Source organism: Rhodococcus gordoniae (assembly GCF_001646655.1).
In the GTDB taxonomy this organism is placed as follows: Bacteria; Actinomycetota; Actinomycetes; order Mycobacteriales; family Mycobacteriaceae; genus Rhodococcus; species Rhodococcus gordoniae.
The window spans coordinates 130,562-154,907 of record NZ_LPZN01000050.1; the positions used below are offsets into that span (position 1 = coordinate 130,562).

Sequence of the window (24,346 nt, forward strand, 5' to 3'; positions counted from 1 at the left end):
TGGCCGGTGCGCGACCGCGCACGCGGCCGTGCGCCCGGTCGGATCAGCTGAACTTGATCTGCAGTCCGATGCCGAGGATCGCGATCACCCAGATGATGCCGGTGAACACGGTGAGACGGTCGAGGTTCTTCTCCGCCACCGTCGAGCCCGAGAGATTGGACTGGACTCCGCCACCGAACAGGCTGGACAGACCACCGCCCTTACCGCGGTGCAGCAGCACCAGCAGGATGAGCAGCAGGCTCGTGACGATCAGGAGGATGTCCAGGAACAGTTCCATGTCGGTGTTCGATGTCCTTCGGATGGTGGGCGACGTCGGCGTCAGCTTACCCGCTCGTCGTGGGACGACGGCGTGGGTGTGCCGGTGAGGGTCGCTGCGAGCACGATGCCGGGCGGGAAATCTGCGTACAGAGGCGAAAAGCGGTGGAGTGCAGGATCTCGACGAGATCCTGCACTCCACCGCGATGTTCGTCGCTCAGAGCAGCGGACCGCCTGCGGCGATCGCCGACAGCTGAGCGAACTCGTCGGCCTTGAGGGAAGCGCCTCCCACGAGACCACCGTCGACATCGGACTGAGCGATGAGCTCGCCGACGTTCTTGGCGTTGACCGACCCGCCGTACAGGACGCGGACCGACGCCGCGACCTCGGACGAGGCCAGCTCGGCAAGGGTGGTGCGCACCGCGGCGCACACCTCCTGGGCGTCGGCCGCCGAGGCGACCTTGCCCGTGCCGATGGCCCAGACCGGCTCGTACGCGACGACGATCTTCGCGATCTCGTCGGCGGACAGACCGGCGAGCGAGTTCTTCAACTGCTCGACGTTGTATTCGACGTGGTTGCCCGCTTCGCGGACGTCGAGACCTTCGCCGATGCAGACGATCGGCGTGAGGCCGTGCCGAAGCGCGGCCTTGGTCTTGTCGCGGACGATCTCGTCGGTCTCACCGTGCAGGGTGCGACGCTCCGAGTGCCCGACCACCACGTAGGTGCAGCCGAGCTTGGCGAGCATCGCGCCGGAGATCTCTCCGGTGTAGGCGCCGGAGTCGTGGACCGACAGATCCTGCGCCCCGTAGGTGATGCCGAGCTTGTCGCCCTCGACGAGCGTCTGCACCGAGCGGATGTCGGTGAACGGCGGGATGACCGTCACGTCGACCTTCTCGAGGTACTTCTCGGGAAGGGTGAACGCGATCTTCTGCACCAGAGCGATGGCCTCGAGATGGTTGAGGTTCATCTTCCAGTTGCCCGCGATGAGCGGTGTCCGTGCCATTCCCGTCAGCCCTCCAGAACCGAGATGCCGGGCAGTTCCTTGCCCTCGAGGTATTCGAGGGAGGCGCCGCCACCGGTGGAGATGTGCGAGAAACGGTCCTCACCGAGTCCGAGCGACCGCACGGCCGCAGCGGAGTCGCCGCCGCCGACGACGCTGAACGCGCCCTTTCCGGTGGCTTCGATGATCGCCTCCGCGACACCCTTCGTGCCTGCCGCGAAGTTCTCGAACTCGAACACGCCCATCGGGCCGTTCCAGAACACCGTCTTCGCGGAGCCGAGGAGCGAGGCGAAGCGCTGCACGGATTCCGGTCCGATGTCGAGGCCCATCCATCCGTCCGGGATGGAGTCGGCCGCGACGGTCTGCGACTGTGCGTCGGCCGCGAACTTGTCGGCCACCACAACGTCCTGCGGGATGTGGATGACGTCGCCGAACCGCTCGAGCAGCTGCTTGCAGGTGTCGATCATCGACTCCTCGAGCAGCGACGTGCCGACCGGACAACCCTGCGCGGCAAGGAAGGTGAAGCACATGCCGCCACCGATGACGAGCGTGTCGACCTTGGGCGCAAGTGCCTCGATGACCCCGAGCTTGTCGGAGACCTTCGAGCCGCCGAGCACCACGGCATAGGGCCGCTCGGTGTCGGTGGTGAGCTTGGCGAGCACCTCGACCTCGGCCGCGACGAGACCGCCCGCGTAGTGCGGAAGCAGCGTCGCGACGTCGTAGACCGACGCCTGCTTGCGGTGCACGACACCGAAGCCGTCGGAGACGAACGCGCCGTCGTCGCCGACGAGCTCGACGAGTTCGCGGGCGAAGGCGAGCCGCTCGGCGTCGTCCTTGCTGGTCTCGCGAGCGTCGAACCGGACGTTCTCGAGGAGGAGGATGTCGCCGTCGGTCAGGCCTTCGGAGCGTGCGAGCGCGTCCTGCCCGACGACGTCGCCGGCGAGCTGGACGTTGCGCCCGAGAACCTCACCGAGCTTCGCCGCGACGGGGGCGAGTGAGTACTTCGGATCCGGCTCGCCCTCGGGGCGGCCGAGGTGCGCGGTCACGACGACCTTGGCCCCGGCCTCCGCCAGCGTGCGGATGGTGGGCGCGGACGCGAGGATGCGGCCGGCGTCGGTGATCGTCTCGCCGTCGAGCGGGACGTTGAGGTCGGAGCGCACGAGCACGCCACGGCCCTCGACACCGGCGTCGAGCAGATCCTTCAGGGTCTGAACTGCCACTGTTCGGATGTCCTGTTCTGCGAGTGTCAGAGGGACTTGCCGACGAGACCGATGAGGTCTGCCAGACGGTTCGAGTAGCCCCACTCGTTGTCGTACCAGGAGACCACCTTGACCTGCTCGTCGATGACCTTGGTCAGCGGCGCGTCGAAGATCGACGAGTGCGGGTCGGTGACGATGTCCGAGGACACGATCGGGTCGGTGTTGTACTTCAGGATGCCCTTCAGCGGGCCCTCGGCAGCGGCCTTCAGCGCGGCATTGACCTCGTCGGCGGTGGCCTTCTTGGTGAGGGTCGCGGTGAGGTCGGTGACCGAACCGGTCGGGACCGGAACGCGCAGCGCGTAGCCGTCGAGCTTGCCGAGCAGTTCGGGGAGCACCAGGCCGATGGCCTTGGCGGCGCCGGTGCCCGTGGGCACGATGTTCAGGGCGGCGGCGCGGGCGCGACGCAGATCCTTGTGCGGCGCGTCCTGGAGGTTCTGATCCTGGGTGTACGCGTGGATCGTGGTCATCAGACCCTTCTCGATGCCGAACTCGTCGTTCAGCACCTTGGCGAGGGGGCCGAGGCAGTTCGTGGTGCACGAGGCGTTCGAGATGATGTTCTGCGTGCCGTCGTACTTGTCGTGGTTGACGCCCATGACGATGGTGATGTCCTCGTCGGTGGCGGGCGCCGAGATGATGACCTTCTTGGCACCGGCGTCGAGGTGACCCTTCGCCTTGGCAGCGTTGGTGAAGATGCCGGTGGATTCGACGACGACATCGACACCCAGGTCGCCCCAGGGCAGCGCGGAGGGGCCTTCCTTGATCTCGAGAGCCTTGATCTTCTGCTCGCCGACGATGATGTAGTCGCCCTCGACACGCACGTCCTTGTCGAGGCGACCCAGGATCGAGTCGTACTTCAGGAGCGTCGCGAGAGTGTCGTTGTCGGTGAGATCGTTGACGGCGACGATCTCGATGTCGGTGGTGCCGAGCGCCTTCTGCGCCTCGACCGCACGGAAGAAGTTACGCCCGATGCGTCCGAATCCGTTCACGCCTACGCGGACAGTCACAGTGAAGCTCCTTTGCCCTGAAATTTCGATGATTGTGCTGGTGTGACCCCTACCCTAGTGGGCTGTGGTCGTGCGGTGGGAGCCGCCCTGTCGTGGCGCGAACTCCGTTCCCAGCGTGCCCCGCTACGCCTCGTCCAGCAACTCAGCGGTGACGGCCGACTCCGTGTCGGGGATACCGAGTTCCTTCGCCCGTCGATCCGCCATAGACAGCAGGCGGCGGATCCTCCCTGCCACGGCGTCCTTGGTCATCGGCGGGTCCGCGAGCTGTCCGAGTTCCTCGAGGGACGCCTGGCGGTGCTGCACGCGCAGCGATCCGGCGGCGGCGAGGTGGTCGGGCACGTCCTCTCCCAGGATCGCCAACGCCCGTTCGACCCGCGCCGCGGCTGCCACTGCGGCGCGTGCGGACCGGCGCAGATTGGCGTCGTCGAAATTGGCGAGGCGGTTGGCGGTCGCGCGCACTTCCCGGCGCATGCGGCGTTCCTCCCAGACCAGGCGGGTGTCCTGGGCGCCCATGTGGGTGAGCAGCGCGCCGATGGCCTCGCCGTCTCGGATCACGACGCGGTCGGCGCCGCGCACCTCGCGCGCCTTGGCGGTGACGCCGAGCCTGCGGGCCGCACCGACGAGCGCGAGGGCGGCCTCCGGGCCGGGACAGCTGACCTCGAGGGCCGAGGACCTGCCCGGTTCGGTGAGCGAGCCGTGCGCGAGGAACGCCCCCCGCCAGGCCGCGGCGGAGTCGGAGACGCTGCCGCCGACCACCTGCGCCGGCAGGCCGCGTACGGGTCGTCCCCGGCCGTCGAGCAGACCGGTGCGGCGGGCCAGCGCCTCACCGTCCTTGGCGACCCGGACGACGTACCGGGAGCTTTTGCGCAGTCCGCCCGCGCCGAGCACCTGGATCTCGGCGGGATAGCTGTAGAGCTCGAAGATCTCGCGGCGGAGACGGCGGGCGATCGAACCGAGGTCCACTTCGGCCTCGACGACCACCCGTCCGGCGACGATGTGCAATCCCCCGGCGAAGCGCAGGAGGGCGGACACCTCGGCCTTGCGGTTGCTGATCCTGGTGACCGACAACCTGCTCAGCTCGTCCTTGACCTCCGCTGTCATTGCCACGAGACGCTCTCCCTCCCGTCCCCGCGTGCGGCACGGTTTCCACGGCGCGAGGACAGACATGTTTCCAGTGCCCCTGCCAACTTGGCGGGGTCGTGTCGATGCGTACCGGTCTCCGCGACGTCGACGAACGAGACGTCCGCGCCGAATCGGGCCGCGGACCGGCTCAGGTGCTCGCGCTCGCGTCCTTCCGGTACCGAGGCAGCATCCACGACGACGTGGTCGACACGGAAATCGGGTGCGTGCTGGGCGAGAACGTGCAGGTGACGCTCGGCGGAGAATCCGGCGGTCTCCCCCGGCTCCGCCGCGAGGTTGAGCACGAGTACCTTGAGCGCCTTCGTGTGGACCAGCGCCTCGTGCAGGTCCGGGACGAGCACGTGCGGGATGACGCTCGAGAACCACGATCCGGGGCCGAGCACCACGAGGTCGGCCTCGCAGACCGCGTCGAGCGCGGACGGGCAGGCCGGCGGATCGGCGGGGATCAGGCGGACCCTGCGCACCTTGCCGGGGGTGGTCGCCACCGCGACCTGCCCACGGATGCACCGGCTCACCCGCGGGTCGGATTCGAGTCCCGACACGTCGGCCTCGATGTCGAGCGGGATCGGCGACATGGGCAGGACACGGCCGCGCACGTCGAGGACGCGGGCGAGCATGTCGAGCGCGGTGACGGTGTCGCCGGCCACCTCGGCGAGCCCGGCGAGGATCAGGTTGCCGACGGAATGCCCGGCGAGCGCACCCGTCCCCCCGAAACGGTGCTGCACGGTCTCGGTCCACACCCGGACCTCGTCGTCCGGACCGGCGAGCGCGGCGAGGGCCATGCGCAGATCGCCGGGTGGGACGACGCCGAGTTCGGCGCGCAGCCGCCCGGAGGATCCGCCGTCGTCGGCGACGGTCACCACGGCGGTGACCCGCTCGGTGAGACGCCGTACGGCGCTGAGGGTCGCGTACAGGCCGTGTCCGCCACCGAGAGCCGTGATCGCAGGTCCGGATATGGCCTCGTCGGAGTTCGAAACCGCGTCGGGGTTCGGAGCCTCGTCGGAGTTCACTCGCGCCCCAGATCCCGGTGCACCACGTTCACCGTGAGATCCGGTGCCTGCTCGAGGCGTGCGGCGAGGGCCTCTGCCATCGCCACGCTCCGGTGTTTCCCTCCCGTGCAGCCCACTGCGATCGTCATGTAGCGCTTCCCCTCCCGGCGGTAACCGGCCGTCGTCAGATCGAGCAGCCGGTGATAGGTGGCGAGATAGTCCTCGGCACCGTCGCGGGACAGTACATAGTCGCGCACCGCGGGCTCCTGCCCGGTATGCGGTCGCAGTTCGGCGATCCAGTGGGGGTTCGGCAGGAACCGCACGTCGCACACGACGTCGGAGTCCATGGGCAGGCCGTACTTGAAGCCGAACGACTCCACGGTCACCCGGATGGTGTCGGACGCGGCGTCGCCGAAGGCCGCTTCGATCTTGCGGCGCAGATCGGGCCCCGACAGGGCGGACGTGTCGATCACGAGGTCGGCGGCGGCCTTGACGGGAGCGAGTTGCTCGCGTTCGACGGCGATACCGTCGGTGAGCGTGCGGTCGGCCGTGTCGGATTGCAGCGGATGACTGCGGCGCACCTGTTCGAACCGCCGGACGAGCACCGAGTCGGCTGCTTCGAGGAACAGCACACGGGTGTTGACCGGACGGGCCGCGAGGTCGGTGACGACACGTTCGAGGTCGCCGGTGAACAGCCGGCTGCGCACATCCATCACCACGGCGAGACGTTGCAGAGGAGGCTCGGCCTGCACCGCGAGATCGATCATGGACAGCATCAGCTGGGGCGGAAGGTTCTCCGCCACGTACCACCCGAGGTCCTCGAGTGCGGTCGCCGCGGTACTCAGCCCTGCCCCGGACAGGCCGGTGACGACGATGACCTCGGCCTGTGCCGGCCTCTCACCGTCGACTCCCGACTCCGAACCGTCCGCCGTTCCCGGGATCCGACCCACTTCGGTCACTGTTCCGACTCCGCTCGTACACCCGACACGCCGACGGAGCCATCATCGCCTACCGGCGTGTCGCCCGCATCCGCGACCGCCGGCGCGTCGGTACCGTCCTGCCGTGGTGCGGCCGGTGGCGGCGTGTCGTCCCGCAGCGCTTCGAGCACGGCACGCGCGGTGGCCTGCCCGATGCCGGGTACCGCGGTGATCTCCTCGACGCTCGCCTCCCGCAACCGTGCAACGGACCCGAAATGGGTGACCAGGGCCTTGCGCCGGGTGTCGCCGAGGCCACGAACCCCGTCGAGGGCGGATGCCGTCATCCGCTTGGACCGCTTGCTCCGGTGGTAGCCGATGGCGAAACGGTGCGCTTCGTCGCGGATGCGCTGCAGCAGGAACAGCGACTCGCTGGTGCGCGGAAGGATCACCGGATCCTCCTCTCCCGGCACCCACACCTCTTCGAGACGCTTCGCGAGTCCGACGACGGCGACATCGGTGATGCCGAGTTCGTCGAGGACCTCCGCCGCGGCCGCGACCTGCGGTGCACCACCGTCGACGACGAACAGGTTCGGCGGATAGGCGAACCGCCGGGGGCGGCCCGTCGCCGGGTCCAGTGCTGCCTCGGGCGCGAGATCCCCGCCGTTGCCGTCGTCGGACGCAGGTTCGGCCGCATCCGTCTGTCGCGCCACGTCGCGGTTGTGACGGAGGAAGCGTCGACGCGTCACCTCCGCGATCGAGGCGACGTCGTCGCTGCGCCCGTCTCCGGCCGCCTCCTTGATCGCGTAGTGCCGGTAGTCGGACTTGCGCGGCAACCCGTCCTCGAACACCACCAGCGAGGCGACGACATCGGTGCCTTGCACGTGGCTGATGTCGACACATTCGATGCGCAGCGGAGCCGAGTCGAGGTCGAGGGCGTCCTGGATGCCCTGCAAGGCCGCCGAGCGAGCATTGAAGTCGCCGGCGCGCCGCAGCTTGTGCTGGGCGAGGGCTTCCTTGGCGTTGCGCTCGACCGTGTCGGCCAGGGCCTTCTTGTCGCCGCGCTGCGGGATGCGCAGACGCACGGGACCACCCCGCAGGCGCCCGAGCCAGCGGCTCATCTCGTCCGGATCCGGCGGCAGAGCGGGGACGAGCACCTCGCGCGGCACGGCGCTGGTCGCGTCGGTGTCGCCGCTGTCGAGCGCGGCCTCCTCACCGTAGAACTGGGTGAGGAACTGCTCGACGAGCAGGGAGAGCTCTTCGGCGTCGTCCGTTCCCTCGACAGCCTCGACGCCCTCGACGTCGCGGTCCTCGGGACGATCGAGCACGTCACCGGACTTCTCGACGACCCAGCCACGCTGACCGCGCACGCGCCCGCCACGCACGTGGAAGACCTGCACGGCCACCTCGAGGTCGTCGCCTGCGAAGGCCACGAGGTCGGCGTCGGTGCCGTCGCCGAGCACGACCGCCTGCTTCTCGAGGGCCTTGCGCAGCGCACCGAGGTCGTCGCGCAGGCGGGCGGCGGTCTCGAAGTCGAGTTCCTCCGCCGCGGCCTGCATCCGCTTCTCGACGTCGCGTACCAGTTTGTCGGTGCGTCCGGCGAGGAAGTCGCAGAAGTCCTCGACGATGCGACGGTGCTCCTCGGCGGACACGCGCCCGACGCAGGGCGCGGAGCACTTGTCGATGTAGCCGAGCAGGCACGGACGGCCGATCTGCGCGTGCCGCTTGAAGACCCCGGCCGAGCACGTGCGCGACGGGAACACCCGCAACAGCAGATCGAGGGTCTCGCGGATCGCCCAGGCGTGCGAGTAGGGGCCGAAATAGCGCACGCCCTTACGGCGCGGCCCGCGGTAGACGAACAGCCGGGGATATTCCTCGTTCAACGTGACCGCGAGCATCGGATAGGTCTTGTCGTCGCGGTAGCGGACGTTGAAGCGCGGGTCGAACTCCTTGATCCAGTTGTACTCGAGCTGGAGTGCCTCGACCTCGGTGCGCACCACCGTCCACTCGACCCGGCCCGCGGTGGTCACCATCTGACGGGTGCGCGGATGCAACGAGGCGATGTCGGCGAAGTACGAGTTCAGACGGGAGCGAAGGTTCTTCGCCTTGCCGACGTAGACGACCCGGCCGTGCGGATCGCGGAACTTGTAGACCCCCGGCTCCGTGGGAACGGAGCCGGGGGCGGGGCGATATGTCGAGGGGTCGGGCACAGGTCCAGGCTAGTCGTCGCCCCTGACGGCTCCCCCGTCGTCGTCGCGCCTGACGGCTCCGCCGGTGTAATAGGACTCGAGTTCGCGGAAACGCTCGAGTGCGTTCACGGCGAGTTCCCCGTCGCGCGCCTGGATGGCGACGACGGGCACGTACTCGTCGAACGGCAGTTCGAGGCGCGCCCAGGGCGCCCCGTGGTCGAAGAACAACCCACGCACGTCGGTCCACGGGATGTGTCGTTCGGCCACGACGTTGCGGACGGATACTCCCTCCGCCCCGGCACGCAACCGCGGCCGGGTGAACAAGAGGACGCCCCCGGTGAGCATGATGCCGATGGCGAGGATCGCGATCTGGTCGACGAACCGCAGGTTCACCCCGGTGTCGCCGCCCCCGCGGAGTACCAGCGCCGCGAAGATGTGCGCGGCAAGGACGACGACGGCCGCCACGACGACCCAGCGCCGCATCTTCTGCGGGCGTACTTCCAGATCCCGGCCGGTCTCTTCGCGGGTCAACGCGCCACCTTCCGCAGCCGCTGCAGCGTCACGGCGGTGTCGAGCGCGGCCGCACAGGCCTGTCCGCCCTTGTCCTCCGCGGAGCCGGGCAGACCGGCGCGGTCGCGGGCCTGCTGTTCGGTGTCGGTGGTGAGAACACCGTTGCCCACGGGGGTGCCCTCGTCGAGCGCGATCCGGGTCAGGCCGTAGGTCACGGCGTCGCACACGTACTCGAAGTGCGGTGTGCCGCCGCGGATCACCACGCCGAGCGCGACGACCGCGTCGTGGGTGCGCGCCAACTGCTGTGCGACGACGGGGAGCTCGATGGCTCCCGCAACGCGCTCGAGCGTGACGTCGGTGACGCCTGCCTGCTCGGCGACCCGTTGGGCGCCGGCGATGAGCGCGTCGGAGATCTCGGTGTGCCAGCGACCGGCGACGATCGCGAGGCTCAGGCCCGCGGCGTCGGCGAGCTGCAGGTCGGGCAGGCCCTCGCCGCTCATCAGGCGTCTCCCTCGTCGAACTCGTCGAGACCGATCAGGTCGTGGCCCATGCGATCGCGCTTGGTGCGCAGGTACGAGATGTTCTCGCGGTTCGCGCGCAGCGGCATCGGGACACGTTCGGTGATCTGCAGGCCGTAGCCGTCGAGACCGACACGCTTGGCCGGGTTGTTGGTCAGCAACCGCATCGACGAGATGCCGAGATCGACGAGGATCTGCGCACCGATGCCGTAATCGCGAGCGTCGGCGGGCAGGCCGAGCTGGAGGTTGGCGTCGACGGTGTCGGAGCCGGAGTCCTGCAGCTGGTAGGCCTGCAGCTTGTGCATCAGGCCGATGCCGCGCCCCTCGTGGCCGCGCATGTAGAGGACGACGCCACGGCCTTCCTCGGCGACCATCTCGAGGGCGGCGTCGAGCTGCGGACCGCAGTCGCAGCGCAGCGACCCGAAGACGTCGCCGGTGAGGCATTCGGAGTGCACGCGTACGAGCACGTCGGAGCCGTCGCCGTCCGGACCGGCGATGTCGCCGCGGACGAGCGCGACGTGTTCGACCTCGTCGTAGATGCTCTGGTAGCCGACGGCCGTGAAATCGCCGTACCGGGTGGGGATGCGGGCCTCCGCGACACGCACGACGTGCTTCTCGTGCTTACGGCGCCACGCGATGAGATCGGCGATCGAGATCAGGGCGAGCTCATGTTCGTCGGCGAAGACCCGCAGCTCGGCGGTGCGGGCCATCTCGCCTTCGTCCTTCTGCGAGACGATCTCGCAGATGACGCCGGCCGGTCGCAGGTCGGCCATGCGGGCGAGGTCGACGGCCGCCTCGGTGTGGCCGGGCCGGCGCAGGACGCCGCCCTCCTTGGCCCGCAGCGGCACCACGTGGCCGGGACGTGTGAAGTCCTGGGCGGTGGTGTTCGGGTCGGCGAGCAGTCGCATGGTGGCGGCGCGGTCGGACGCGGAGATGCCCGTGCCGATGCCTTCCTTCGCGTCGACGGTGACCGTGTAGGCGGTGCCGTGCTTGTCCTGGTTGACGCTGTACATGGGAGGAAGCCCGAGACGGTCGCAGTCCTCCCCGTCCAGGGGCACGCACAGGTACCCGGACGTGTAGCGGACCATGAACGCCACGAGTTCGGGCGTCGCCTTCTCTGCGGCGAAGATGAGGTCGCCCTCGTTTTCACGGTCCTCGTCGTCGACCACGACGACCGCCTTACCGGCGGCGATATCGGCGACCGCGCGCTCGATGGTGTCGAACCTCGTCACTTCCCTGGACTCCAACTCTCGTATCCGGACGACTCGTGCTCCGCGTCCATTGTCGATCTCCACACTACGACGCCTCAACGCGCGTTCTGCAGGCGCTCCACGTACTTGGCGATCACGTCGACCTCGAGATTGACCAGGGTGCCCGGTTCGGCGGTGCCGAGGGTGGTCAGCGACAGGGTGGTGGGGATGAGCGAGATCTCGAACCACTCGCCACCCGGTTCCCCACCGAGATCCGAGACCGTCAGCGAGACACCGTCGACGGTGATCGAGCCCTTTTCGACGACGTAGCGGGAGATCTCGGCCGGGAGGGAGATGCGCACGACCGTCCAGTTCTCCGAGGGCGTGCGGGAGACGACGGCGCCCGTGGCGTCGACGTGGCCCTGCACCAGGTGACCGCCGAGCCGGCTGTTCAGAGCCGCGGCACGTTCGAGGTTGACGGAGCTGCCGAGCGTGAGCTGCCCGAGCGACGAACGGTCGAGCGTCTCCTGCATCACATCGGCGGTGAAGGAGTCTCCGTCGAGGACGTCGACGACCGTCAGGCACACCCCGTTGACCGCGATCGAATCGCCGTGCTTGGCGTCGGAGGTGACCAACGGTCCGCGCACGGTGAAGCGCGCCGCGTCGGCGAGGCTCTCCTTCGCCACGATCTCACCGAGTTCCTCGACGATGCCCGTGAACATGTTCCGCTCCTTAGCTCCCGATCCGTGACCGGGTCCGATTCAGTTGTCCCGGTCCGGGACGAGGGTCAACAGAATGTCCGAGCCGACCGTCTCGACGCGTTCCCGGCGGAACCGTAGCGCGTCCGCGATCGTGCCCACGCCTGCGTCCTCGACGGCGGCCTCGCCGGCTCCGAGCACGACGGGCGCCAGGTACGCCTGGACGCGGTCGACGCACCCCGCCGCGAGGAACGCACCTGCGAGTCGGGGTCCGCCCTCGACCAGCACGTCGGGCCGGTCGTCGAGCGCGGCGAGTACCGCACCGAGGTCATGGGTGCGTAGCACCAGCGTCGGTGCAGAGTCGTCGAGAACCCGTGCGGAGGTTGGGATCTCACGCATACCGACGACCACCCGCAGGGGCTGGTGGGGTGCGAGTTCCCCGTCGGGCAGGCGGGCGGTGAGCCAGGGATCGTCGGCGAGCACGGTGCCGGTGCCGACGATGATGGCGTCGAGCCGACTGCGCTGGTCGTGCACTCGTGCCCGCGATTCGGGGCCGGAGATCCACTTGCTCGTGCCATCGGCGGCCGCGCTGCGGCCGTCCATCGACGCGGCGTACTTCCACGTCACGTGCGGCCGGCCGGTACGTTGCCGATGCAGCCATGCCCGCAGCGGTCCGCGGGTGACGGCTTCGGCACCGAGACCGGGATGCACGGTGACGCCCGCGGCGCGGAGGGTGTCGGCTCCCCCGCCGGCGACGGGATTCGGGTCGGCGACCGAGTAGTAGACAGTGGCGATCCCCGCATCGACGAGAGCCTGTGCGCACGGTCCGGTGCGGCCGGTGTGATTGCACGGCTCGAGAGTGACCACCGCGGTACCGCCCCGGGCACGCTCCCCCGCTGCCACGAGTGCTCGCACCTCGGCGTGCGGGCCGCCGGGCGGTGCGGTGGCACCGATACCCGCCACCGCGCCGTCCGCGTCGAGGATCACCGCACCGACCGGCGGGTTGGGGCTGGTCGTGCCCCGCACGGCCTCGGAGGCGTCGAGCGCGAACTGGAGGGCTTCGGCGATCTCGGGCGCGGTCACGGCGCGAGCGTCAGGTGCGGGGACGAAGCCCCGGCCTGCGCCCGCAACTTGCGGACCGCCTCGCCGGGATCGGCGGCACCGTAGACCGCAGACCCGGCGACGAAGCAGTCCACACCCGCTTCGGCGGCGGCTTCGATGGTGTCGGCGTTGATGCCTCCGTCGATCTCCACGAGCAGGCGGAGCTCGCCCGAATCGACGAGACGACGGACCTGACGGGCCTTGTCGAGGACGTCGGGAATGAAGGATTGACCACCGAAGCCCGGTTCGACGCTCATCACGAGCAGCGTGTCGAATTCCTTCAGGATCTCGAGATAGGGCCCGATGGGGGTACCGGGCTTGACCGACAACCCGGCCTTGCCGCCGGCTGCGCGGATGTCGCGGGCCACTGCGACCGGATCGTCGGTGGCCTCGGCGTGGAAGGTGACGTTGTGCGCACCCGCTTCGGCGTAGGGCGGCGCCCACCGGCCGGGATTCTCGATCATCAGGTGACAGTCGAGCGGGATGTCGGTCGCCTTCAGCAGCGACTCGACGACCGGGAGACCGAGCGTGAGGTTCGGAACGAAATGAGCGTCCATGACGTCGACGTGGAGCCAGTCGGCACCGGCGACGGCCTGCGCCTCGTCGGCGAGACGAGCGAAATCCGCGGACAGGATGGACGGAGCGATCATCGGGTGGGCCACAACCGACGAGTCTAGTCGGCGCTCTCCACCGGGTCGGACCTGCATCGGACCACACAGCCCGTAGCCGCACACCCCGGGAATGCCCGCACCCGGGATCCGCGCGCGTCCACCGTGAACGGCGGTGCTCGGACCGCGCGAGGTCAGACCGCGCGAGCGAGGGCGTCGAAGCGGTCGATGTCCTCGCGGCGGCAGACCTGACTACCCGCGGTGAGGAGAGCGGCCGTACCGCAGGCGATCCCGAGTGCCAGTGCGTCGCGCAGCGACCGTGCTTGCAGCAGCCCCACGACGAGACCTGCGACCATGCTGTCACCGGCTCCGACGGCACTGCGCACTTTGGCCGCCAGAGCCGGTACCCGCACGGCCTCGTCGGCGGTCACCATGATCGCGCCGTCCGCGCCGAGCGAGACGACGACGATCTCCGTGACACCGGCGGTGACGAGCGCCCGTGCGGCCGCGATCTGCTCGTCGCCGGTGTCCAGCTCCCGCCCGGTCCACTCGCACAGCTCGTCCAGGCTCGGTTTGACGAGGAAGACCCCCGAATCGATGCTGGTCAGCGCATCACCCGACGAGTCGAGGACGAAGCGGGCGCCGGCTTCCCGGGCAGCCGCGGCGATGCGGCGCACGAAGGTTCCGGGGACTCCGGGCGGGAAGCTGCCACTCGCCACCACGTACTTCGCACCTTCGGCGACCTTCTCGAGCGTCGCCAGACAACGCTCCTGCTCCTCACTCGTCAGCTCGGGGCCGGGCGTGACGAAGCGATATTCCTGACCGCTCCTGCGGTCGATCGCCGTGAAGCACTCGCGGGTGGACCCCGCGATGGGGACGATGTGCTCCTCGACGCCGTCGTCGTCGAGCAGACCGCTCATCTGCTCGCCCCGCGCACCGCCGGCCGGATAGACGGCGGCGGCCGAGGCACCGAGCACGCGCGCGACCTTCGCGACGTTCACTCCGCCTCCACCGGCGTCGTAGAACGGCTCGTCACAGCGGAGCTTGCGGGTGGGCACCACCGCGTCCGTGAAGGTCGTGACGTCGAGCGCCGGGTTCATGGTCAAGGTGACGATCTCGGGCATGACCGAACCCTATTCGGACCGGCGGGCCGGCGCGCGGGGCTTCCGCCCGACCGGTCCGGGAGTGCGACTCCCCTCGGTCAGTGCTCGGGTCTACGCAGCGCCGCCATGAACATGGCGTCGGTGCCGTGCCGGTGCGGCCACAGCTGGACTCCCGGCCCCTCCCCGATCCCCGGCACGCCGGGGACGAGTTCGCGTGTGTCGAGTTGCTCGACGCCGTGGCGGCGCACCGCGTCGGACACGACGGCGACCGTCTCGGACACGTGCGGTGAGCACGTGGAGTAGAGCACCACGCCGCCGGGACGCAACAGCCCGATCGCCGACGCGAGCAGTTCCTTCTGCAGCCGCACGAGTTCGGCGACGTCGCCCGGTTGCCTCCGCCATCGCGCCTCGGGACGCCGCCGCAGAGCACCGAGACCCGTGCAGGGAGCGTCGACGAGGATGCGGTCGTATCCCGGTTCGAGGCCCGGGTCGCGGCCGTCGGCGACATGCACGGTTACCGGCAGGTCGCGGGCGGTCTTGCGGACCAGTTCGGCACGGTGCTCGACCGGTTCGACGGCGTCGACGGCGAATCCGTCGATCGCCGCGATGGCGCCGAGCAGCGCCGCTTTTCCGCCCGGTCCCGCGCACAGGTCGAGCCAGCGGCCCCGATCCTCTCCCTCGAGAGGCGCGAGGGTGAGGGCGCGGGCGACGAGCTGGCTTCCCTCGTCCTGGACGGCGGCCATTCCTTCCCTGACCGGTTCGAGTCGGCCGGGATCGCCGTGGTCGAGATGCACCGCGTACGGCGACCACGGACCGATCTCACCGCCGGTGACGAGTGCGAGTTCTTCGGCGGTGATGACACCGGGCCGGGCGACCAGATGGACGATCGGGCGCGCGTCGTCGGCGGCGAGGACGTCGGCGAGCTCGGAGGCGTCCGCGCCGAGCGCGTGGGCGAACGCCTGCGCGATCCACAGGGGGTGGGCGTACCGGAACGCCAAGTGCCCCACCGGGTCCCGTTCCCGGTCGGGGGCGAGCAGTGCGACCCACTCGTCCTCGGACCGCTCCCCCACACGACGCAACACGGCGTTGACGAATCCGGCTCGGCCGGAACCGAATTCCGCTCGCACCAGGTCGACGCTCGTGGCGACGGCGGCATGCGGCGCGACGCGTGTGCGCAGCAGCTGGTAGGCGCCCAGCCGCAACACGTCGAGCAGCGCGCCGTCGATCTCGTCGACGGGACGGTTGGCGGCGTCGGCGATCACCGCGTCCAGCAGACCCCGTGCGCGGGCCGCGCCGTAGGTGAGTTCGGTGGCCAGGGCGGCGTCGCGCGCATCGAGGTGCCGCTCGCGCAGCAACGACGGCAGAACGAGATTCGCGTACGCGTCGCGTTCGCGCACCGCGCGCAGCACGTCCCGCGCGGCGACGCGGGCGGGGTCGGAGTGCGGCTTCGGCGGGCGGCGGGTGTGCTCGGACGCCGGGGTGCGACCCGGCTTCCCTCCGCTGTTGCGCCCACCGCGCCCGGCGGGAGTGCGTCCCCCCGGATCGCGCTTGCCCCGCGGGGGCCTACCGGACTCGCTCATCGCGCACGCACCTTCGGGTCGAGACGGGCGCCGCGCGCCCAGTCCGTGGCTGCCATCGCCTTCTTTCCGGGCGGCTGCACCGTCCCGAGTCGCACCGCCGCGGTAGCGGTACCGACGAGCACACCGTCCTTGCGGATCTCGAGCTCACCGGGTTCGAGGGACTCGTCGGTCACCGTCACAGGTCCGATCTTCACTCGCAGGTCGCCGATCATCGTCCACGCGCCCGGAGCCGGGGTGACCGCGCGGATCCCACGGTCGACGACGTGCGCGGGCAGGGTCCACTGCACCTGGGCCGCCTCGACGGTGACCTTCGGAGCGTGCGAGATACCGTCGGCCGGCTGGGGAGCGGGCGTGAGGATGCCGTCCTCGAGTCCGTCGAGGGTGGACTCGAGCAGCGTGGCTCCCGCTTCCGCGAGTCGGCCGAGCAGGTCTCCGGCGGTGTCGGTGGGACGGACCGTCTCCGTGACGACGCCGTAGACCGGCCCGGTGTCGAGTCCGGCTTCGAGCCGGAAGGTGCTTGCACCGGTGATCTCGTCACCGGCGGCGATCGCCGCCTGCACCGGTGCTGCGCCACGCCAGGCGGGCAGCAACGAGAAGTGCAGGTTCACCCATCCGTGAGCAGGGATGTCCAGGACCTGCTGCGGGATCAGGGCGCCGTAGGCGACCACGGGGCAGCAGTCGGGTGCGAGCTCGGTCAGTCGAGCGACGAACTCGGGGTCGTGCGGCGTGCGCGGAGTGAGCACCTCGATGCCGTGCTCGTCGGCGAGCTGCCCCACGGCCGATCGCACGACCTTCCGGCCGCGACCGGCGGTCGTGTCGGGGCGGGTGACCACCGCGACGACGTCGTGGCGCGACGACTCGATGAGGCGGAGCAACGACGGGACGGCGGGTTCCGGTGTTCCCGCGAAGACCACGCGCATGTCAGAGCACCACCGGGGAGGACGTGGGGTGCGCTGCGTGTGGACTGTGCGGGGATGTCACGGGTGCTGCTCCAGTTCTCGACGGCGATGACCTCCCACAGTCTAGGGAGTCGGTGCCGTGCGACCCGCATCACCGCGCCGTGCGGGCTCTCGTCACGGTCAGGTGTTGGACTGGAGGATCAGTTCGGGGATGCCGGTACCGAGCGCGACGGGGTTGCATTCACCGAGCGCGTACCGATCGGGATCGAGCACGTGCCGGGCGAGCTGCAGCGAGAACGAGTCGTAGACCATGTTGAAGTGACCGGTCAGATCCTGCGGGCACAGCTCCTGGATGACGTAGTTGGTCGCGCCTTCCCCGCGCAGTGCGACGTTGCCGGCGGGCTGGATGACCTCGTCGACCTCGGTTCCGATGGTCGTGTACCGCACGCCGGCAACGGTGTCGGTGGGCGTGTTGAGTTCGGTGAGCAGTTCCGATCCCTCGAGTTGCTGCACGAGCGCGACGGAGAATTCGCCCTCGACGATGTCTGTCGCTCCGGGCAGCGTGGCGACGGCCGCACCGATTCCGTAGAAGGTGCCCCCGTAGGTGGGTGACGCCATTCCGACCCATCGGTCGACGACCTCGGCGCCACCGAGTTCGTTGATGTAGTACCGGGCGACGGTGGCTCCCTGCGAATAACCGACGACGTCCACCTCCTCCGCACCGGTGGCGCCCTGTACCTCGGTGACGAAGTCGCCGAACTGTGCTGCGGAGACCCGGATGTCACCCGTGCCGTAGTCGTCGGCGCCGTCGGCGAGACCGTAGTTCAGTGCAAACACGCACCAGCCCGATGCGGCGAGCAGCGGTGAGAGCGCAGCGAAGTCGGAGTACGCGTCGGAATCGGTGCCGTGCGCGAGCACCACCGGGCGGGGATGCTCCTCGGACGGCACACACGAGAAGTCGTTACTGCCCGCCGGCGCGACGTCGGGATTGTTCTCGGCATACTCGGCTGCTTCGGCGTGGCCGGTGGCCACCGGTCCCGCCGGGACCGGCACGCTGCTGCCGGAACCCTCACCGAGACCGAGTATCGGCCCGTCCCCGGGCGAGATCGGCTGCGCCGCCGCCGTACCGACAGTGAGCATCGCGGCGACGCATACGCCGACGACACCGCCGACATTCCGCCCGGTTCTCATTCGTCCGTCCTCTCCCTCTGCGCGCCTTCCCGGCACTTACGAAAGAGATCGGTCACAATCACCAGCTTCGCTACTGTGACGAATGGTATCTCCCGCACGGTGTGTCGCTGTCGTTTCTGCGTACTCGGCCCTGCGCCGCGACCTCCTTCGTATCGAGGTGGTATCCGCTCGTGCTGCGATGCAACTCCGATGCCGGCCCACTCGCGGACAGGATGAACACCGACCACCACACGATCGAACCGGCGATCTCGGCCGTCGAGGCCGCCGCCCTCGATCTCCGCTCCGACCGTCCGGGTTCCGGAGAGGCGCTCGGGGCCGCTCTGTCCCGGCTGTCCGAGGTTCTGCTCCCCCACCTCGAACTCGAGGAACGGGAGATGATGCCGCTGGTCTCGGACAGCATCACCGATGCGCAGTGGCGGGCGTGGGACGACGAGTTCGCAGCGCTGTGGAAGGGTTCCGAAGCCGCATCCATTCCTTCGCAACCGATTCCGAAAGCGGCGTGAGGCGCGAGGCGAGGAGCCGGAGAGATCCTCCCGTGGCCGGATCAGCCGATACGCGGCGGATCCACCTGGACCCGCAGTGGCCCGTCCGCGCGACGTGCCGTGCGGGTGGCCTGCGCGTCGCGCAGGGACCGACCGAGTGCGCGACCGCGCTCCCGTGCGACCCGCACGATCATCCGGTGCACGTCCTCCGGTTCGGGCCCGTCGGATCCGAACGGCAGTCGCTGGCCCGGCGGTAGCGGTACGGGTCCGAGTACTTCGGCTCCCTCGGGCAGGTGTGTGGCCCCGAGCAGTTCGGCGACCGCCGCCGACGACCCGTCGATCGCGGCCATGTGGACCGCGGGAGGGAACCCGACCTCGGCTCGTTCGGAGACCTCGGATCGGGCATGCCCCACGGGATCCCAGCGCACGAGTGCCTGCACGGTGGGGATCCCGGAATCCGCGACGACCACGACCTGTCCCCCCTCCGCGACCGAGCGCACGAGGGCCGACGCCGTGAGCCAGCGCCGCAGCGTCTCCTCGGCGGCACGCAGATCGGCTCTACCGAGCAACGCCCACCCGTCGAGGAGCAGCGCCGCCCCGTAACCGCCCTCGGCGACCGGTTCGGCTCCCACGGTGGCGACGACGAGCGCCGCCGAACCGGGCACCGCGTGTTTGACCTCGTTTCCGCCGGAGGTCACGACGGGCACACCGGGAAAGGCGCGTCCCAGTTCCTCTGCGGTGCGAGCCGCCCCGACGACCACAGCCCGCAACGAACGTGCACCGCACGCGTGGCACCGGTGCCGCGCGTCGGCGACACCGCACCACCGGCACGCCGGGATCGCGGCTCCGTCGGGCCCGGCCGCGGTGGGCAGCGCGAGCGGACCGTTGCAGTGCCGGCACCGAGCGGGTGCCCGGCACTTGCCGCACGCCAACGCGGGCACGTAACCGCGCCGTGGTACCTGCACGAGGACCGGGCGCTCCGACGCGAGAGCGGACCGCGCGGCGGCGAACGCGATGGCCGGCAGCCTCGCGGCACGCGCGGCCGGGTCCCGCGCGAGTGCCTGGTCGCTGTCGGCGAGGGCTGTGACCTTGGGAGCGCACGCCCTCACGACGTCACGGGGCGCCACGAGGTCGTGCGCCCATCCGGCGTCGACGAGTGCCTGGGTCTCCGCGGTGCGCGCGTGCCCGGCGATCACGATCGCGGCACCGACCGCGTGGGCGCGCAGGGCGGCCACTTCGCGGGCGTGCGGATACGGCGACCGCGGCTCACAGTGCAGGTCGTCGCCGTCGTCCCACACCACGAGAAGCCCGAGATCGGGTGTCGGCGCGAACACCGCGGCACGGGTCCCGACGACGATCCGCGCGGAGCCTCTCAATGCCGCGAGCCAACGTCGATAGCGTTCGGCCGGCCCGAGACCGGCGGCGAGGCCGACGACGTGGTCGGCCCCGGCGACGTCGGCGCACGCCGACACGAGGCGGTCGAGGTCGCGCTGGTCGGGGACGACGAGCACGGCCGCCTTTCCCGAGGCCAGGGTCAGCGCGGCGAGTTCGGCGAGCCGACGGGGCCAGTCCTCACCGGGCAGCGCCTGCCACGCCGCGCGCGGGGCACGGCCGCCACCGAGCGCTTCGAGGAAGTTCTCGCCGTGCCGGTACCGGCCCCATGCCCCGTGATCGATTTCCGGAACCGACGGGGAGTGCGGTGTGCGGGGATCCTCGGCCTCGACGCGTGCGTGTCGCGGCGGCACTGCGAGACGCAGCACATCGGCCCGGGTCCCCGCATAGCGGGTCGCAACTTCCTCCGCCAGAGCGGCGATCTCGGGCGTGAGGACCTGCTCGGACGAGACCACCCGGTCGAGGCGGCCCAGCTTGCCGGTGTGATCGCTCGACGCGGCGCGCGCGAGCAGGAAACCGTCGACGAGGCGTCCGGCGAAGCGGACGCGGACGCGGACGCCCGGGCGGGCGTCCGCGTCCAGGTCGCGCGGGATCAGGTAGTCGAACTCCCGGTCGAGGTGCGGAACCGGCAGCAGCGGGAGAACCCGCGCGACCGGATCGACCTCGGCGGCGTCGAAATCGGCAGCCACCCGGGCCCGATCGGAATCTACAGACCGGCGGCCGCGCGCAGCTTGTCGGCGCGGTCGGTGTTCTCCCACGGCAGGTCGATGTCGGTACGGCCGAAGTGACCGTACGCAGCGGTCTGCGCGTAGATCGGGCGCAGCAGGTCGAGGTCGCGGATGATCGCGCCCGGACGCAGGTCGAAGACCTCGCCGATCGCCTGCTGGATGCGGGCCGGGTCGGTCTTCTCGGTACCGAAGGTCTCGACGAACAGACCGACCGGAGCGGCCTTGCCGATCGCATAGGCGACCTGCACCTCGATGCGCTCGGCGAGGCCGGCGGCGACGGCGGTCTTGGCGACCCAGCGCATCGCGTAGGCGGCCGAACGGTCGACCTTCGACGGATCCTTGCCGGAGAACGCGCCGCCACCGTGACGCGCCATACCACCGTAGGTGTCGACGATGATCTTGCGTCCGGTCAGGCCGGCATCACCCATGGGACCGCCGAGGACGAACGATCCGGACGGGTTGACCAGCAGACGCACGTCGGCGGTGTCGAGATCGGCCAGATTGGGGTCGGCGAGCACCGCGTCGACGACGTGGGTGCGCAGATCCGGCGTGAGCAGGTTGTTCAGGTCGATGTCGGCGGCGTGCTGCGTCGAGATGACGATCGTGTCGAGGCGGACGGGCTTGTCGCCGTCGTACTCGATGGTGACCTGGGTCTTGCCGTCGGGGCGCAGGTACGGCAGGACCGCGGACTTACGGACCTCCGTGAGGCGCCGGGACAGGCGGTGGGCGAGGGAGATCGGCAGCGGCATCAGCTCGGGCGTATCGGAGCACGCGTATCCGAACATCAGTCCCTGGTCGCCGGCGCCCTGCAGCGCGACCTCGTCGTCGGTGAGCACACCGCTGCGCGCTTCGAGGGCGACGTCGACGCCACCGGCGATCTCCGGGGACTGGGCGCCGATGGCGATGTTGACGCCGCAGGAGTTGCCGTCGAAGCCCTTCGACGACGAGTCGTAGCCGATCTCGAGCACGCAATCGCGCACGATCTTGGGGATGTCGGCGTATGCGGAGGTGGTGACCTCACCCACCACGTGCACCTGCCCCGTGGTCACGAGAGTCTCCACCGCTACCCGGGCACGAGGATCCTCGGTGAGGAGCGCGTCGAGAACCGAGTCGCTGATCGCGTCACAGATCTTGTCCGGATGTCCTTCCGTCACGGACTCACTGGTGAAAAGACGACCGCCGGTCTTGGCCACGAAACTCCCTCTCGACTATGCGCCAGGCGCTGGACGGACAAACCGTGTGGAGCGTGCGCTCCTCGAACGGGCCGCAACGACCCGATCGCAGTGCCGACGCTACTGCTCCGCAGGCGTCGACGCGAGTATTGAAATCACCCGATTCTGCTGCGTTCCGCCAGCAGAGGTCCGAGCGCGTCGAGTACGCGGCTGGCCATGAGGGCCTTCGATCCGTGAGCGAGGGCGGTTTCCGAACCGTCCGCGGACAGCAACCAGCCGTTGTTGTCGTCGACCTCGAACGCCTTGCCTTCTCCGACGGCGTTGACGACGAGAAGATCGCATCCCTTGCGGGCGAGCTTCTCCCGGGCGTAGGTGAGCACGTCACCGTGCTCGTCGCCGGTCTCCGCCGCGAACCCGACGATGACCGTCTCCGCGGAGAGGCCCCCTTCGGTGCGTGCCCGGACGAGCCCGGCGAGGATGTCGTCGTTCTTCGTCAGCGCGATGGAGTCGGGTTCGCCCTTCCCCTTCTTGATCTTGCTGATCGCGAAGGTGGACGGCCGGAAATCGGCCACGGCCGCGGACATGATCACAGCGTCGGCGCCGGAGGCGTGCTTGGCGACGGCGTCCTGCATCTGCGCGGCCGTCTGCACCCGGACGACGTCGACCGCGGCCGGGTCGTCGAGACCTGCGACACTGCCGGCGACGAGGGTCACGTCGGCGCCGCGTTGCGCGGCGAGACGTGCGAGTGCGTAGCCCTGCTTGCCGGACGACCGGTTGCCGAGGAAGCGCACCGGATCGAGGGGCTCGCGGGTGCCACCGGCGGACACGACGACGCGGCGTCCTGCCAGGTCGCGAGGCAGCGCGTCGGCGCGTTCGAGCAGCAACGCGGCCAAAGTGAAGATCTCGTCGGGTTCGGGCATCCGCCCGGCTCCGGTGTCCTTGCCGGTGAGCCGGCCGGACGCGGGTTCCACGACCACCGCCCCGCGGCGGCGCAGGGTCGCGACGTTGTCGACGGTGGCGGGATGCTCCCACATCTCGGTGTGCATCGCGGGCACGAACATCACCGGGCACCGCGCGGTGAGCAAGGTCGCCGTGAGCAGGTCGTCGGCGCGACCTGCGACCGCCCGGGCCATCAGGTCGGCGGTCGCCGGCGCGATGACGACGAGGTCGGCCTCCTGACCGAGCCGCACGTGCGGAACCTGCGGCACGTCGGCGAATACACCGGTCTCGACGGGGTTGCCGGACAACGCCTCGAAGGTGGCGCGGCCGACGAATTCGAGGGCGGACTCCGTCGGGACGACCCGCACGTGGTGGCCGCTCTCGGTGAACGCGCGGATCAGTGCGCAGGACTTGTAGGCGGCGATGCCGCCGGCGACACCGACGACGATGCGGCGGCGCTGCACGGATCCGGCCTCGCCGCTCGAAGCGGGGTTGTTCACTCGCCTTCGGTGTGCTCGAGCAGATCCGAGTGGATCTCGCGCATGGCGATCGACAGCGGCTTCTCCTGCAGGCCCGGCTCCACGAGGGGGCCGACGTACTCGAGGATGCCGTCGCCGAGCTGGTTGTAGTAATCGTTGATCTGGCGTGCCCGCTTGGCGGCGTAGATCACCAGCGCGTACTTCGAGGAGGCGCGCTCGAGCAGCTCGTCGATAGGCGGGTTGGTGATACCCGAGGGGGTGTCGTAGACCGGGAGGGCGTTGCCCTCAAGGTCGGTCGCGGCTGCCTGGATGCTGCTCACTCGGTGTTCTCCTGAGATGTCGCGGAATAAGGGGGCACCGAAACCGGCGGCCGGACGCGCACGAGGCGCGGACGGTCAGTCGGCTCCGGGTCCGACCAACAAGGATACCAATTCATCGCAGGCCCGGTCGACGTCGTCGTTGACGATCACGACATCGAACTCGTCCTGCGCGGCCAGTTCGCTGCGGGCGGTATCGAGCCTGCGAGCGACGACCTCGTCGGTTTCGGTGCCTCGGCCGGTGAGGCGCTCGACGAGCACCTCCCAACTGGGCGGGGCGAGAAAGGCCAGTACTGCGTCCGGCATCGCGGCGCGGACGGCCCGTGCTCCCGCGAGGTCGACCTCCACGAGCACCGGATGTCCCTCGGCGAGTGCGTCGCGCACCGGCTCGGCCGGCGTGCCCGAACGCTGCAGACCGCCGTGGATGTCGGCCCATTCGAGCAGTTCACCGGCGTCGATCATCCGGTCGAACTCGGCGCGGCCGACGAAGTGGTAATCCACCCCGTCCACCTCGCCCGGTCGCGGGTCCCGGGTGGTGGCCGAGACACTGAAGTGCAGATCCGGGATCCGGCTCCGCAGCAGGCGTACGACGGTCGACTTACCCACCGCGGAGGGCCCGGCCAGTACCACCAGCCGGCCCCTCCGCGTTGCGGGCACGCTGTCCGTCACGGTTCGTGCGTCAGCTACCA

Annotated in this window: 24 protein-coding genes; 1 reads left to right on the plus strand and 23 read right to left on the minus strand. The window is 69.8% G+C overall.

Features of this window, described 5'->3' with window-relative positions:
* Positions 1-43: 43 nt before the first annotated feature.
* The 18 genes from secG to A8G18_RS18045 all read right to left on the minus strand — a co-directional run bounded on the left by secG (position 44) and on the right by A8G18_RS18045 (position 18,148).
* Positions 44-277, minus strand: coding sequence for a preprotein translocase subunit SecG (gene secG, locus A8G18_RS17960; protein WP_026003669.1), 234 nt, complete (start codon positions 275-277; stop codon positions 44-46).
* Between the two features lie 195 nt (positions 278-472).
* Positions 473-1,258, minus strand: a complete 786-nt coding sequence (gene tpiA / locus A8G18_RS17965) for a triose-phosphate isomerase (protein ID WP_064064910.1) — start codon at positions 1,256-1,258, stop codon at positions 473-475.
* Positions 1,259-1,263: 5 nt separating this feature from the next.
* Positions 1,264-2,475, minus strand: a complete 1,212-nt coding sequence (locus tag A8G18_RS17970; RefSeq protein ID WP_064064911.1) for a phosphoglycerate kinase — start codon at positions 2,473-2,475, stop codon at positions 1,264-1,266.
* A 26-nt stretch (positions 2,476-2,501) separates the two neighbouring features.
* Positions 2,502-3,518, minus strand: coding sequence for a type I glyceraldehyde-3-phosphate dehydrogenase (gap, locus tag A8G18_RS17975; protein WP_064064912.1), 1,017 nt, complete (start codon positions 3,516-3,518; stop codon positions 2,502-2,504).
* Between the two features lie 123 nt (positions 3,519-3,641).
* Positions 3,642-4,625: a DNA-binding protein WhiA gene (gene whiA, locus A8G18_RS17980; RefSeq protein WP_064064913.1), complete on the minus strand. Its 984-nt coding sequence runs from the start codon at positions 4,623-4,625 to the stop codon at positions 3,642-3,644.
* The gene (locus A8G18_RS17985) at positions 4,616-5,668 is read right to left on the minus strand and encodes a gluconeogenesis factor YvcK family protein (protein ID WP_084421931.1); all 1,053 of its coding nucleotides are present in this window, start codon (positions 5,666-5,668) and stop codon (positions 4,616-4,618) included. The genes whiA and A8G18_RS17985 overlap by 10 nt, the downstream gene beginning before the upstream one ends.
* Positions 5,665-6,588, minus strand: a complete 924-nt coding sequence (rapZ, locus tag A8G18_RS17990) for an RNase adapter RapZ (protein WP_064064998.1) — start codon at positions 6,586-6,588, stop codon at positions 5,665-5,667. The genes A8G18_RS17985 and rapZ overlap by 4 nt, the downstream gene beginning before the upstream one ends.
* Before the next feature lie 14 nt (positions 6,589-6,602).
* Positions 6,603-8,771, minus strand: a complete 2,169-nt coding sequence (gene uvrC, locus A8G18_RS17995) for an excinuclease ABC subunit UvrC (protein WP_064064914.1) — start codon at positions 8,769-8,771, stop codon at positions 6,603-6,605.
* 9 nt (positions 8,772-8,780) lie between these two features.
* Positions 8,781-9,281 (minus strand): PH domain-containing protein, encoded by a 501-nt coding sequence (locus A8G18_RS18000; protein ID WP_172506040.1) that lies wholly within the window; start codon positions 9,279-9,281, stop codon positions 8,781-8,783.
* Complete coding sequence (gene ribH / locus A8G18_RS18005; protein ID WP_064064915.1) at positions 9,278-9,760, minus strand: 6,7-dimethyl-8-ribityllumazine synthase; 483 nt, start codon at positions 9,758-9,760, stop codon at positions 9,278-9,280. The genes A8G18_RS18000 and ribH overlap by 4 nt, the downstream gene beginning before the upstream one ends.
* Complete coding sequence (locus A8G18_RS18010) at positions 9,760-11,010, minus strand: bifunctional 3,4-dihydroxy-2-butanone-4-phosphate synthase/GTP cyclohydrolase II (RefSeq protein WP_064064916.1); 1,251 nt, start codon at positions 11,008-11,010, stop codon at positions 9,760-9,762. The genes ribH and A8G18_RS18010 overlap by 1 nt, the downstream gene beginning before the upstream one ends.
* A 74-nt stretch (positions 11,011-11,084) precedes the next feature.
* Positions 11,085-11,690 (minus strand): riboflavin synthase, encoded by a 606-nt coding sequence (locus tag A8G18_RS18015; protein ID WP_016934885.1) that lies wholly within the window; start codon positions 11,688-11,690, stop codon positions 11,085-11,087.
* A gap of 39 nt (positions 11,691-11,729) precedes the next feature.
* On the minus strand, positions 11,730-12,749 hold the full coding sequence (gene ribD, locus A8G18_RS18020; protein ID WP_064064917.1) for a bifunctional diaminohydroxyphosphoribosylaminopyrimidine deaminase/5-amino-6-(5-phosphoribosylamino)uracil reductase RibD: 1,020 nt from the start codon (positions 12,747-12,749) through the stop codon (positions 11,730-11,732).
* Entirely contained in the window at positions 12,746-13,429 is a 684-nt protein-coding gene (rpe, locus tag A8G18_RS18025) for a ribulose-phosphate 3-epimerase (RefSeq protein ID WP_064064918.1), read from the minus strand. The genes ribD and rpe overlap by 4 nt, the downstream gene beginning before the upstream one ends.
* 140 nt (positions 13,430-13,569) lie before the next feature.
* Positions 13,570-14,499 carry a 1-phosphofructokinase family hexose kinase gene (locus tag A8G18_RS18030; protein WP_064064919.1) on the minus strand — a complete coding sequence of 310 codons (930 nt, stop codon included), beginning with the start codon at positions 14,497-14,499 and terminating at the stop codon, positions 13,570-13,572.
* A 77-nt stretch (positions 14,500-14,576) separates the two neighbouring features.
* Positions 14,577-16,058 carry an RsmB/NOP family class I SAM-dependent RNA methyltransferase gene (locus tag A8G18_RS18035; protein WP_064064920.1) on the minus strand — a complete coding sequence of 494 codons (1,482 nt, stop codon included), beginning with the start codon at positions 16,056-16,058 and terminating at the stop codon, positions 14,577-14,579.
* Positions 16,055-16,978, minus strand: coding sequence for a methionyl-tRNA formyltransferase (gene fmt / locus A8G18_RS18040; RefSeq protein ID WP_064064921.1), 924 nt, complete (start codon positions 16,976-16,978; stop codon positions 16,055-16,057). Before fmt ends, A8G18_RS18035 begins: the two co-directional genes overlap by 4 nt.
* Before the next feature lie 159 nt (positions 16,979-17,137).
* Positions 17,138-18,148: an esterase/lipase family protein gene (locus tag A8G18_RS18045; protein WP_064064922.1), complete on the minus strand. Its 1,011-nt coding sequence runs from the start codon at positions 18,146-18,148 to the stop codon at positions 17,138-17,140.
* 170 nt (positions 18,149-18,318) lie between these two features.
* On the opposite strand from A8G18_RS18045, the gene A8G18_RS18050 reads away from it, so the two are divergent.
* On the plus strand, positions 18,319-18,651 hold the full coding sequence (locus A8G18_RS18050) for a hemerythrin domain-containing protein (RefSeq protein ID WP_064064923.1): 333 nt from the start codon (positions 18,319-18,321) through the stop codon (positions 18,649-18,651).
* Positions 18,652-18,692: 41 nt separating this feature from the next.
* Here A8G18_RS18050 and A8G18_RS18055 read toward each other — a convergent pair whose 3' ends face one another.
* The 5 genes from A8G18_RS18055 to gmk form a co-directional block, all read right to left on the minus strand.
* A complete protein-coding gene (locus A8G18_RS18055) occupies positions 18,693-20,711 on the minus strand; it encodes a primosomal protein N' (RefSeq protein ID WP_064064924.1) in 2,019 nt (672 codons plus the stop codon).
* Positions 20,712-20,728: 17 nt separating this feature from the next.
* Entirely contained in the window at positions 20,729-21,943 is a 1,215-nt protein-coding gene (gene metK / locus A8G18_RS18060) for a methionine adenosyltransferase (protein WP_016934198.1), read from the minus strand.
* A gap of 134 nt (positions 21,944-22,077) precedes the next feature.
* On the minus strand, positions 22,078-23,361 hold the full coding sequence (gene coaBC, locus A8G18_RS18065; RefSeq protein WP_064064925.1) for a bifunctional phosphopantothenoylcysteine decarboxylase/phosphopantothenate--cysteine ligase CoaBC: 1,284 nt from the start codon (positions 23,359-23,361) through the stop codon (positions 22,078-22,080).
* The gene (rpoZ, locus tag A8G18_RS18070) at positions 23,358-23,678 is read right to left on the minus strand and encodes a DNA-directed RNA polymerase subunit omega (protein WP_371053292.1); all 321 of its coding nucleotides are present in this window, start codon (positions 23,676-23,678) and stop codon (positions 23,358-23,360) included. The genes coaBC and rpoZ overlap by 4 nt, the downstream gene beginning before the upstream one ends.
* A 57-nt stretch (positions 23,679-23,735) precedes the next feature.
* Positions 23,736-24,287, minus strand: a complete 552-nt coding sequence (gmk, locus tag A8G18_RS18075; protein ID WP_016934195.1) for a guanylate kinase — start codon at positions 24,285-24,287, stop codon at positions 23,736-23,738.
* Positions 24,288-24,346 lie beyond the last annotated feature (59 nt).